At 63.2% G+C, this 12386-nt stretch carries 9 protein-coding genes; 6 read left to right on the forward strand and 3 right to left on the reverse strand.

From position 1 onward, the window contains the following. Positions 1 to 90 precede the first annotated feature (90 nt). Together NTM_RS00455 and NTM_RS00460 are read right to left on the reverse strand one after the other, a co-directional pair. The gene (locus NTM_RS00455; protein WP_163765102.1) at positions 91 to 1230 is read right to left on the reverse strand and encodes an acyl-CoA dehydrogenase family protein; all 1140 of its coding nucleotides are present in this window, start codon (positions 1228 to 1230) and stop codon (positions 91 to 93) included. Positions 1231 to 1232: 2 nt separating this feature from the next. Then, on the reverse strand, positions 1233 to 2402 hold the full coding sequence (locus tag NTM_RS00460; protein WP_163765103.1) for an acyl-CoA dehydrogenase family protein: 1170 nt from the start codon (positions 2400 to 2402) through the stop codon (positions 1233 to 1235). 203 nt (positions 2403 to 2605) lie between these two features. On the opposite strand from NTM_RS00460, the gene NTM_RS00465 reads away from it, so the two are divergent. From NTM_RS00465 to NTM_RS00475, 3 genes are all read left to right on the forward strand, one after another. Beyond that, on the forward strand, positions 2606 to 4000 hold the full coding sequence (locus tag NTM_RS00465) for an aldehyde dehydrogenase family protein (RefSeq protein WP_163765104.1): 1395 nt from the start codon (positions 2606 to 2608) through the stop codon (positions 3998 to 4000). 121 nt (positions 4001 to 4121) lie between these two features. After that, positions 4122 to 5330 carry an acetyl-CoA C-acetyltransferase gene (locus tag NTM_RS00470; protein WP_163765105.1) on the forward strand — a complete coding sequence of 403 codons (1209 nt, stop codon included), beginning with the start codon at positions 4122 to 4124 and terminating at the stop codon, positions 5328 to 5330. A 15-nt stretch (positions 5331 to 5345) separates the two neighbouring features. Next, on the forward strand, positions 5346 to 7499 hold the full coding sequence (locus NTM_RS00475; RefSeq protein WP_163765106.1) for a 3-hydroxyacyl-CoA dehydrogenase NAD-binding domain-containing protein: 2154 nt from the start codon (positions 5346 to 5348) through the stop codon (positions 7497 to 7499). 122 nt (positions 7500 to 7621) lie between these two features. Here the strand turns inward: NTM_RS00475 and NTM_RS00480 are convergent, their stop codons facing one another. Then, positions 7622 to 8902, reverse strand: coding sequence for a TetR/AcrR family transcriptional regulator (locus tag NTM_RS00480; protein WP_163765107.1), 1281 nt, complete (start codon positions 8900 to 8902; stop codon positions 7622 to 7624). A gap of 257 nt (positions 8903 to 9159) precedes the next feature. Between NTM_RS00480 and NTM_RS00485 the strand changes: the two genes are divergently transcribed. Genes NTM_RS00485 through NTM_RS00495 form a run of 3 tightly spaced genes read left to right on the forward strand, consistent with a single transcriptional unit; the run spans position 9160 to position 12331 of the window. After that, positions 9160 to 10179 (forward strand): NADP-dependent oxidoreductase, encoded by a 1020-nt coding sequence (locus NTM_RS00485; RefSeq protein ID WP_163765108.1) that lies wholly within the window; start codon positions 9160 to 9162, stop codon positions 10177 to 10179. Beyond that, positions 10176 to 11222 carry a DUF7064 domain-containing protein gene (locus tag NTM_RS00490; protein WP_163765109.1) on the forward strand — a complete coding sequence of 349 codons (1047 nt, stop codon included), beginning with the start codon at positions 10176 to 10178 and terminating at the stop codon, positions 11220 to 11222. Before NTM_RS00485 ends, NTM_RS00490 begins: the two co-directional genes overlap by 4 nt. Positions 11223 to 11230: 8 nt before the next feature. Continuing rightward, a complete protein-coding gene (locus tag NTM_RS00495; protein WP_163765110.1) occupies positions 11231 to 12331 on the forward strand; it encodes a phosphotransferase family protein in 1101 nt (366 codons plus the stop codon). The last annotated feature ends 55 nt before the right edge of the window (positions 12332 to 12386 follow it).

Here is a 12386-nt window from a genome sequence, read left to right on the forward strand (position 1 = left end):
AACCAATTCCCCGATCTGAATGTTGCGTCTGCGTGAGAGCTTCGGAACCGTACGCGTTGTATGGACTGAGAGGGAGGTGTCTGCTGTGCTCTACAGACCGAGTGAGCGGCCGACGATCTCCCGCATGATCTCGTTGGTACCGCCGTAAATGCGTTGCACACGGCAGTCCCGCCAGCGTCGTGCAACCTCATACTCTTCGATGTATCCGTACCCGCCGTGCAATTGCAGGCAGATATCCAACGCCTCGAATTCCAGCTCGGTGGTCCAGAATTTCGCGCCGGCAGCGTCGGCGGCCGACAGTTCACCGGCGCAATGCGACTGGATGCATCGGTCGATGTAGATCCGGGCGATCTGTACTTTGGTCGCAAGCTCCGCCAGCGTGAAGCGGTTGGCCTGGAAACTACCGATCGGTTGTCCGAAAGCTTTGCGTTCCTTGGCGTAATCCAGCGCAATGGCCAGTGCGTGCTCGGCACTGGCCACCGCGGTCACCGCCATCGACAGCCGCTCTTGGGAGAGGTTGGCCATCATGTAGCGCAGCCCCTTGCCCGGCTCTCCCAAGACGTTGGCGGACCTCACTCGGACGTCGTGGAAGAACAGTTCAGCGGTGTCTTGAGCGCGGCGCCCGATCTTCTCCAGCTTGCGCCCACGTTCGAAACCGTCCTGACCAGCCTCAACGACGAACAGACCGAATCCGCCACCGTCGGGCTCGGGGATCCGTGCGCACACGATCACCAGATCAGCTTGCAGGCCGTTGGTGATGAACGTCTTGGCGCCGGTGACCAGCCAATCGTCGCCGTCCCGACGCGCGGTGGTGGTCATCGCCCGCAGATCCGAACCGGTGCCAGGCTCACTCATGGCAATGGCGATCACCTTCGACCCGTCGACGATACCGGGCACCCACCGGTCGGCCTGCTCTGCGGTGGTGAGCTCCAGAAAGTACGGCAGCACGATGTCGTTGGTCAGCGAGAACCCGTCTCCGACCGTGCCGGTGCGCACCACCTCTTCATCGATGACGACGTTGAAGCGGAAGTCGGCCTGCCCTGCGCCGCCGTGCGCTTCGGAGGCAGCAAAGCCGACGAGCCCCTGGGCTGCAGCGGTTCGCCAGAACTCGCGATCCACCAAGCCTGCGGACTCCCAGGCATCCGAGTGCGGCACTGCCTCTTTGATCAGGAAGGCCCGCACCATATCTCGGAAGTGCTCGTGCTCGTCGTCGAAAAGGTCGCGGCGCACAGTCACAACCCCATCGACTTGCTGATGATCTGCCGCATGATCTCGCTGGTTCCGCCATAGATACGGCCGATGCGAGCATCGACGTAGGCACGCGCGATCGGGTATTCGGTCATGTACCCGTACCCACCGAACAACTGCAGGCACCGGTCGACCGCGCTACCCTGTAACTCGCTGGCAGCCAGCTTCGCCATCGCCGCTCGGTCCGCGGTGAGTGTGCCCTCGACGAGTTCGCGCACGCAGTCATCGACGAAGGACTGAACCACCTCAGTCTCAGTCTTGACACTTGCCAGCACGAACTTGGTGTTCTGGAAATCGGCGATGTGCCGGCCGAAGGCACTACGTTGTTGCACGTATTCAACGGCCCAGTCCAGCGCCTGTTTGGCCGATGCGATCCCGGCGATGGCGATGGTCATCCGCTCCTGTGCCAAATTGGTCTTGAGCGCCTTGAGTCCGCTCCCAGGCGCGCCGAGCAGATTGGCTGCCGGCACCCGCGCGTCGTGGAAGAACAACTCGGCGGTGTCCTGGGCATGCATGCCGATCTTTTCCAGGTTGCGCCCGCGCTCGAAGCCGGGGGTGTCCCGCTCGACGATCAGCAATGACAGACCGGGAGGTCCCTCGGGTGCGTCGTCGACCACCGCCGCGACGATGATCAGATCGGCATTGAGACCGTTGGAAATGAAGGTCTTACTGCCGTTGAGAATGTAGTCATCGCCGTTACGGGTGGCCGTCGTCTTGATGCCCGCCAGGTCCGAACCGGTGCCCGGCTCGGTCATCGCGACCGCCGCGATCAGCTCGCCGGAGGCGAGTCCGGGCAGCCAGCGGCGCTGCTGCTCCTCGTTGGTGTACTCCAGGAAGTACGGCAGGCACACGTCGTTGTGCAGGTTGATCCCGAAGGACACGGTGCCGGTCTTCGCGATCTCTTCGGCGATGACGGTATTGAACCTGAAGTCCGGTACGCCACCGCCGCCGAGTTCCGCGGGAATCGCCATACCCAAGAAGCCCGACTTGCCTGCGGAGGCGAAGACTTCGCGCGGCACGATGCCGTCACGCTCCCACTGGTCGTAATGCGGAACCACCTCGGTATCGAGAAAGCGGCGGAAGCTCTCCCGGAACAGTTCGTGGTCTTCGTCGAACAGATTGCGGCGGGCACTCTTGCTGGCAGTCGTGGACATGGGCCGTAGCATACATAGAATCCATACGCCATGTATACGTCCGGCTTCGACTCGGTTGGCCGATCCGGCAGACACTTTCACGCCCGCCCGCAGAATCGTACGGAATGGCTAGACATTTTGTATGTACACGGCGTAGCTTGCAGACATCGGAGTGCTATCGAGCGCTACGACCTTGGGCATTCGGCAACTACGACGGAGCATCGATGGCAACCACTTTGGCCCCCCACGAACTCGATACCGATCAGGCTCTTGCCCTGGTGGATCAGCTGGGCGCGGTGTTCGCGACCGGTCGCACCAAGAGCCTGGACTGGCGCCGCGCGCAATTGAACGGACTGATCCGCCTGTTGCAGGATCACGAGCAGGAACTCGCGGCGGCGCTGTCGACCGATCTGGGCAAGCCGGCGATGAACTGCTTTCTCGGCGAGATCTCGCCCCCGCTGGCCGAGGCCCGGCACGCGCTGAAGAACCTGACCGCCTGGACCAAGAAGTCCGCAGCCGCGGTACCGATGTCCTTCGCACCGGCCAAGGCCTGGACCCAGCCCGAACCCAAGGGTGTCGTGCTGGTCGTCGCGCCGTGGAACTTCCCTGTGCTGCTGTGCCTTGCACCGTTGGCCAACGCCCTGGCAGCCGGCAATGCCGTGGTGATCAAGCCGTCCGAGATGGCACCGGCAGTGTCGGCCACGCTCGCAAGACTGCTACCCCGGTATGTCGACCCCGAGGCCGTCGCGATCGTCGAGGGTGGCGTCGCCACGACCACGGCCCTACTGGAGGCCCGCTTCGACCACATCCTCTACACCGGCAGCGGCCGAATCGGACGGATTGTGCTCGCGGCAGCCGCCAAGCACCTCACCCCGGTGACTCTGGAACTCGGCGGCAAGAGCCCGGCCATCGTCACCGCCGAGGCCGATGTGAAGGTCGCCGCACGCCGGCTCGCGTGGGCCAAGGTCACCGCGGCCGGGCAAGCGTGCGTCGCACCGGATTACGTACTCGTCGAATCATCGGTGCGCGCTGCCTTCATCGAGGCCCTGGTCAACGAAACCAGTGCGGCGGATCGGTTCGGCGAGACCACCCGAATCATCGACCAACGCAACACCGCACGTCTGACCGGCCTGCTCGACGGCCACGGTGGTATCGAGGCTGTCTCGGGCGGTCCACGCGACAACGGCACCTTCGCCCCAGTCGTGATCGTCGACCCGGACCCTTCGTCGAAGGTCATGCAGGAGGAGATCTTCGGACCCATCCTGCCGGTGGTGGAGGTGGAGAGCTTGCACGCCGCCATCGACTTCATCAATCGCCGGGAGAAGCCGCTGGCGCTGTACCTCTTCTCATCTTCGGCGGCTGAAGAACAGACTGTGCTGGAACAGACCTCATCTGGTTCGGTCGGCCTCAACCACATCTACTACCAGACCATGTTGCCCGAACTGCCATTCGGCGGTATCGGCGAATCCGGCATGGGCGCATATCACGGGAAGGTCGGCTTCGAGACCTTCAGTCACCGAAAGGCTGTGTTGCGCAAGCCGGCATCCTTCGACCCCTCCTTCGCCTATCCCCCGTTCAGCAGCGTGATGCAACGAATGATGCGATGGATGGCGCGCTGACGCCACAAACGCTCCCCTCCGCCCACGGGCGAAGCAGACAGTATCTCGTTACCGGGCCGGGCTTTTCGCTGCCCTGTTCGGTTCGAAGATTCAACCGGTAATCCACCTGGAAGGCTCCACATTGACCAACGAAGCATTCATATACGAGGCACTGCGCACCCCGCGAGGCAAGGGAAAGAACGGCAGTCTGCACGGCGTCAAGGCCGTCGATCTGGTGGTCGGCCTGATTCGCGAACTCCGACTGCGCCATCCCGGCCTTGATCCGGCCACCATCGACGACATCGTGCTCGGTGTGGTGGCCCCGGTCGGCGACCAGGGCGCGGTCATCTCCCGGACCGCCGCGATCGCGTCCGGTCTGCCCGACACCGTGGCCGGCGTACAGATCAGCCGATACTGCGCATCGGGGCTGGAGGCAACCAATCTCGCCGCGCAGAAGGTCCGATCAGGATTCGAGAGCATGGTGATCGCCGGCGGCGTCGAGTCGATGTCGCGGGTTCCGATGGGCTCCGACGGTGGCGCACTGTTCAATGATCCCGCGATCGGCTACGACAACTACATCGTGCCGCAGGGTGTCGGTGCCGACCTGATCGCGACGATCGAGGGTTTCACCCGCGAGGATGTCGACGCCTACGCGGTGCGGTCCCAGGAGCGGGCCGAGGCTGCGTGGTCGGGCGGTTACTTCACCAAATCGGTGGTTCCGGTCCGGGACATCAACGGCGTGACCATCCTCGACCACGACGAACATCGCCGACCGGGAACCACCGTCGAGAGCCTGGCCAAGCTGAAGCCGTCGTTCGCCGGTGTCGGCGCGCTCGGTTTCGACGCCGTCGCCCAGCAGAAGTACACATCGGTGGAGGTCATCGACCATGTGCACCACGGCGGTAACTCATCCGGGATCGTCGACGGTGCGGCGGTGGTGCTCATCGGTAACGAGAAGGCCGGCGCACAGGCCGGTCTCGCCCCACGAGCCCGCGTAGTGGCCACCGCGGTCACCGGCTCGGATCCCACCATCATGCTGACCGCCCCCACCCCGGCTGCACTCAAGGCGCTGGATGTCGCGGGCCTGACGGTCTCCGACATCGATCTGTTCGAACTGAACGAAGCCTTCGCCTCGGTGGTGCTCAAGTTCCAGAAGGACCTGTCCATCCCCGACGACATCCTCAACGTCAACGGCGGTGCCATTGCCATGGGACACCCGCTCGGCGCCACCGGCGCCATGCTGGTCAGCACTGTCATCGACGAGCTCGAGCGACGGGACCAGCGACGGGCACTGATCAACCTGTGTGTCGGCGGCGGCATGGGTATTGCCACCATCATCGAGCGCGTGTAAGGGAAGACGGAAGACATGAGCGAATTCGAAACCATCCGTTGGGATCAGGACGCCGACGGCGTCGTTGTATTGACTCTCGACGACCCCCAGCAGTCCGCCAACACGATGAATACCCGCTATGTCGATTCGATGGGCGCGGCGGTGCAGCGCCTGGAGGACGAGCGGGACTCCATCACCGGTGTCGTCATCGCCTCGGCCAAGAAGACCTTCTTCGCCGGGGGCGACCTGAATGAACTACTCGCGGCGAAACCCGAAGATGCCGAGGAGATGACCGCCCATACCAATCGGGTCAAGAGCCAGCTACGCAGGCTGGAGACCCTGGGTAAGCCGGTGGTCGCAGCGATCAATGGTGCCGCGCTCGGTGGCGGACTCGAGATTGCGCTGGCGACCCATCACCGGATTGCGGTGGACGCTCGTGGTGTCATCGTCGGTCTTCCCGAGGTGGGCCTCGGCCTGCTGCCCGGCGGTGGTGGCATCGTCCGTTCGGTGCGGATGCTCGGCATCGAAAGTGCACTCAACGACGTACTTTTGCAGGGTCCGCGGCTCGGTGTCGCCAAGGCGGCCAAGCTCGGCCTGATCGACCAGACCGTGGACTCGGTGCAGGACCTACTGCCGGCCGCCAAGGCGTGGATCGCGGCCAACCCGACCGCCGGACAACCCTGGGACCGCCCCGGTTATGCCATCCCAGGCGGCATCCCGGCGACCGTCTCGGTGCTGTCGGCCGCGCTGCGTAAGCAGCTCAAGGGTGCACCGTTGGAAGCGCCGCGGGCCATCATGGCCGCCGCGGTCGAGGGCGCGCAGGTCGACTTCGACACGGCCGCACTGATCGAGACCCGCTATTTCGTGCAACTGGCCACCGGCCAGGTCGCCAAGAACATGATCAAGGCGTACTTCTTCGATCTGCAGGCCATCAACGCCGGCAAGAGCCGCCCCGAAGGGTACGAGACGTTCCGTGCCACCAAGGTCGGCATCCTGGGCGCCGGCATGATGGGCGCCGGCATCGCGTACGTGTCCGCCCTGGCCGGCATTGAGGTGGTACTCAAAGACGTCGACATCGAGGGTGCGCGTCGCGGTAAGCAATACGCCGAGAAACTGGAGGCCAAAGCAGTCTCGCGCGGCACCAAGACAGCCGAGCAGTCCCAGGCGGTGCTGGACCTGATCACTGCGACCGACGATCCGAAGGACTTCGCCGGCGTCGACTTCGTCATCGAAGCGGTCTTCGAGAGCGTAGAGCTCAAACAGCGTGTCTTCCAGGAGATTCAGGACATCGTCAAACCCGACGCCGTGCTGGGATCCAACACCTCGACTCTGCCGATCACCACCCTGGCCGAAGGCGTGCAGCGGCAGGCGGACTTCATCGGGATCCATTTCTTCTCTCCTGTGGACAAGATGCCGCTTGTCGAGATCATCACCGGCAAGAACACTTCGGACGCGACCCTGGCCAAGGTGTTCGATTACACGCTGCAGATCCGTAAGACGCCGATCGTCGTCAACGACAGCCGTGGTTTCTTCACCAGCCGGGTGATCGGCCGATTCATCGAAGAGGCCATGGCCGCGGTCGGCGAGGGTGTCGATCCCAGTGTCATCGAACAGGCCGGCCTGCAGGCCGGTTACCCGGCCCCACCGCTGCAGTTGCTCGACGAGCTGACGCTGACGCTGCCGCGAAAGATCCGGCAGGAGAACCGCGCTGCACTGGAGGCCGCTGGGGGTACCTGGGTCGAGCATGGCTGCGCCGTGGTCTTCGACCGGATGATCGACGAGTTCGACCGCAAGGGCCGATCCACCGGAGGTGCGTTCTACGAATATGACGAGAACGGCCGCCGTACCCGGCTGTGGCCCGGGATCCGTGAGCACTTCACCACCGAGGCCGGCGCCGACATCCCGTTCGAGGATCTCAAGGAACGGTTCCTGTTCTCCGAGGCGATCGACACGGTGCGGTGCTTCGATGAGGGGGTGCTGAACTCGGTGGCGGATGCCAACATCGGGTCCTTGTTCGGGATCGGTTTCCCGTCGTGGACCGGTGGCGTGGTGCAGTACATCAACGGATATCCCGGCGGTCTGCAAGGTTTCGTCGACCGTGCCCGTCAGTTGGCCGAACGCTACGGCGACCACTTCCAGCCGCCGGAGTCCTTGGTGACACGTGCTGCCGCCGGCGAAACGCTGAGCTGATCCATGAAGGACCACGGGCCGGACGCGTTTGCGTCCGGCCCGTAGTTCTTTACAGACCGGCGCTCTCCGGGAGAGTCGCGCCGCGGCGCTGCAATGACCACCACCCACCCGTTCGGCGCGGATCAAGACCGGCCGTAGACCACCGCTGCAAAGAGCTCGACCAGGCAGGAGACGACAGTCTCCAGGTCCGTCATGTCGGGTTGTGCGGCCAGCGCGCCGGCAACCGCCCTTTCCATCGTCCACAGCAGCACTGCAGCCAGCTCGCCGGCCGGCGGGCCGGCGGGTGCCAACCCTGCAGCTCGGTCCTTGACTATCAGCGCTTCCAGGGATGCCACTTGGGCGGCCATTCCGGTTTGATAGATGAGTCGCAGTTCGGGTGCGCGTGGCCACTCATGCAGGACGCTTCGCATGACGGCCATTGAGTGTTCGTCGATGCGCAGCCATCGTACGAGCGCATCTGCAAGCTGCGTTGCGTCCGATCGATCGATGGCATGCAGCCGATGCAAGGCCATTGCGGCAGTGTCTGCGACGTCCCGATAGAGGGCGACGAATGCTGCTTCCTTGCTCTCGAAATAGAAATAGAATGTCGACCGCGACACCTTCGCGTGCCGAGTGATTCGCGCGACGCTCAGCTTATCCACCGAGCAATCGAGCAACAAGATCCGCATGGCTTCCAGGATGGCGGTAGCCGACGTCGCTGTGACGAAAGAACTGTTCTGGGTTTCTATTTCGAAACTGTCAGCAGAATCGTTGGACACTGAAGCGGTCCAGCGCGAAGCCTGCAGCGGCGTCGTGCGACCTAGCAGCGCGGACATCAGCCAATCCAATGCCTCAGCGGTGGCTCGAACATCAGGAAACCGCGGCTCGACACCACGACTGCTGACGTAGAGTATCCGCTCGATACCGCACACCACGATCGCAGCAATGGTTTCGGCGGATGCCGACTTAACTTCATCTGCCGCACAACGTGATCGGACCTGAACGGCGACCGTTGCGACAACCTTCCCCACTGCCTTCTGCCATAGCGCCGCAATGGCCGGCGATCTGTGCACCTCTTCGATGACGGCACCGAGGATGGCGTCATGGCGCGACCAGAGCGCAAAGACCTCGCTCCAACTTTCAGAACGGGTGCCCATGTCGTCGGCACACAATCGGAGGGCCCATTCGCCCGGATCGCGGCGCATGCCCGCCAACACAGACGCCGCCAGCGAAACCAGCACGTCGTCCTTGCTGTCGAAGTAGTGGTAGAAGCTCGACCGGGCGTACGGCGTGCACGAAATGATCTCCGCGACCGTGATGTCGCGAAAAGATCTCGCTACCAGTAGCTCCCGGGTTGCCGAACAGAATGCCGCCAACGTGCCATCTGAGCGTCGGCCATAGAGATGATGCGAATGCGCGACCATGGGCCTCCTCCAGAATCAGCTCGACCCGCCCAACCATACAGTGTGTCCACACACCTCGATCGGACACGTTGACTGTGTCCTGAGCCACAGCTACGGTGACTGTGTACGCCACCCTGCCATGCCAGTGGGTCGAGTGCGGAACCCGAAGGAGTTCACCCCATGCCTGCCTGTCCCGTGTCTCAGAGATTCTCGACGCACCGACACATCGACCATCGAGTCGACACAATGCGCACTTCGCATCGCGCGGATGAATCACGATGAGCGCGGCCACGAGCAGGACCGCCGACGCACCGGCAGCGGGCACCGCGCCAGCCCCGATGAGGGCGGTGATCGCGCGGCCCAACACCGCGCTCACCGCGTTGGAAGTCCATGCCGTACCACGGCCAACGGTGATTCCCGGCGAGGTGCTCATCCGAGTTTCTGCCGCAGGGGTCAACCCCGTGGACGTCAAGTCCAGGATCGGTCGCGGGGCAGCGACGTTTCTGACGCCCCATCCGCAGCTAGACCCGAACTCATGGATACCCGGATGGGATGTCGCCGGCGACGTCATTGAAATCGGGCGCGGAGTAGCGAAATTCAAGCCAGGCGACCGCGTCTTCGGCATGGTCAACTTTCCGCGATCAGCGGGCGCGTACGCCGAATATGTCTGCGCGCCCGTGGCACACATCTGCCACACTCCTAGCCGACTCAGTGATGTCGAAGCAGCCGGCCTACCGATGGCGGCAATGACGGCCTGGCAAGCACTCATTCACGCGGGTCGCCTCACGTCGGGCCAGAGAGTGCTCGTGACCGCCGCGTCCGGCGGGGTCGGCCACCTCGCAGTGCAGATTGCGCGCGACCGAGGCGCACAGGTCGTGGCGTTGACGTCGACGGAGAACGTCGACTTCGTCCGATCGCTTGGCGCAGAGTCTGTCGACCGTTCACAGGCACACTGGCAGAACAGCATTCATCCGGTTGATCTGGTGCTGGACATGTTCGGTGGGGACCATCTCGACTCCCTCTACACGGTCATTCGTCCTGGCGGTGCGTTGATTACGGTCTCCTCCGCGTCGTTGTCAGGTGCACCGCCTGACATTCGCACGCAGATGGTCGTCGTCTCGACAGACGGACAGTGCCTCCATGACGTGGCCGACGCAGTGCATCGAGGAGCAGTGACACCGCACGTTTCCCGCGTGTTCACCCTTGAGGATGCTGGTCGAGCTCATGAAGCGATCAGCCATGGACGGACCCGGGGGAAGCTCGTCATCGATACCAGCGGTCGCTCCCTGACCGGGTGATCGCGGACAGCGCTCAGCCACAACATATTTCACGAACGATCACCGAAAGGCATCCGATGACTTACGACGAATCCTGGGATCGACCCCACGAGGTCGGGCCCGAAGACGGCTGGCAGGAAAGCGATTGCTACTGGTTCTACGATGCGGCAGCCGGCATCGGCGGCTACCACCGCATCGGCATGCGCCCCAACCAGGGCACTGCTCAGGTGATGCTGATGGTCTTCGAACTCGGCGGTGAACGATTCACCCTCAACGACTCGTTCATCAACGACCGACACATCACCGCGACGAACCGCACCGATGCCGGCCAGCATGTCGACGGGCACAGCGCCCTCAGCCTCGGGGACAAGCGCATGCGCTACCAGTGGGACGAGGGCGACACCGCGGCCGAACTGGAGTTTTACAAGAGCTTCTACGAGCCCCGCGGCTGGCCCGGCCATTCATCAGAAGTGATGAAGAATGTGAACGCGGGTGGCCACCTGGAGTGCTCCGGCCGCATCCGCGGTCAGATTCGTATCGGCACCCGCTCATACACCATCGACGGACTCGCCCATCGAGATCGCTCCTGGGGGTTCCGTGACCATTCGATGATCGAGTTCCACCGGTACCGCCTGTCCAGCGGCACCATCGGACCGGAGTTCAGCTTCGCCTCGCACGCCATCACCCTGCGCGGCAGGGGCTCTGCGGTCGGTGGCTTCATCGCGCGCAACGGCCATACCGAGGATGTCGTCGATGTGCGCGTGCTGACCACCCTGGATGCAGACGGTTTCACCAGCATGGGCTCGCAGACCATTCTCACGCTTGCGAGCGGGGAGAAGATCCAGGTCCCCGCATCCGTCGTGCAGGGCTTTGTCAATCCCCTTGGCGAGGGAACCTTCGCCACCTGCTCCATCGCCGAAATCAGCTGGGGCGGATCGCCGGGATTCCAGAATCTGGAAGTCTCCCCCAATCCTGGCCGCGGTACCTACATCCCCACCGCCGAAGACGGCAGCCTGCACGCCACCGAATCAGGTTTGTCCCAAACAGCCGATCACCGCCTCTGAGGAATGCAATGACCACCGAAATGACACAAGCCAGCACCAAGCAACGTAACCGCACCGCATTCGACAACCAGGCTGCGGCGGCAAAAGCCACGAGTGTGGAGTTCGACCCCGCAACCATTGAAAGATTCCTGCTGGCGCAGAAGGACATCAATGGAGTCAACGGGATTCGCGATCTCGCAAAACCGAGCGGTGCCGGCGCGAGCAACGGAATTCTGTTCTTCACCGCCGATCTCGACAACGGGTCCCAAACCACCACATCTGAACTGGTACTGCGCTACGAAACCGATACTCCGTTGATCAAGCAGAAGCGATTCGACGACGAATTCCAAACCATCATCGCAGTGAACAACGCAGGATTGCCGGCGCCTGTAGCACGATGGCATGACTTCACAGGAGACTTTTTCGGCCGGCCCAGCTACATCACCAACCGGGTGCACGGGCAATGCCCGCCGTCAAGCATCTATGCCGAGGGAATTCTGCAAGACGCCGATCCCGCCACACGTAAATCAATGATGCTGGCGGTCGCCGACTATCACGGAAGGCTCCACGCAGCGAACATCGGTCCGGACCAGGTCCCGCATCTGACGAGACGAGGAACCGGCCCCACCGCCATCGAGCGGGAACTGTCGTGGTGGTTCAAGGAGGCGTCGTTGGCCTCTCCCACCCCAGACAAGATGGAGTTCCTGCGTCGGGCACACGATCGTCTGATCGCGGTCCAACCCGACCCGTACACCGCGCGCCTCGTGCACGGTGATGCCCAGTTCGCCAACTGCATGTTCGATGGGCCGCAAGTGTCGGCGGTACTGGACTGGGAGTTGAGCTTTCTGGGCCATAACGAATCCGACCTGGCGTTGCTCGTCCTATTCGCCGACGCCCTGAACCCTGTCGATGAGCCCGTCGACGGTGTGCCGTCAGAACAGGAATTCATCGCCGCATACGAGGCCTGCGCAGGTCGGCCGATCGCCGCCTGGGAGTTCTTCCAAGCCTTCAATCTGGTGAAGGTGACAACCGCAATGGTCTTCGGCGCCGCCACGATGCCGGGGGCCGACGAACTATTCACCCACTATGGCGCGCTGCTCACCGACGCGATCGATCGCATTCCGAGGTAAGACCCCGAGCGAAGATCGGCGGGGCCTTCAATACGAAGGCCCCGCCGACATCGCG

The organism is Mycolicibacterium parafortuitum, assembly GCF_010725485.1.
GTDB lineage: Bacteria > Actinomycetota > Actinomycetes > Mycobacteriales > Mycobacteriaceae > Mycobacterium.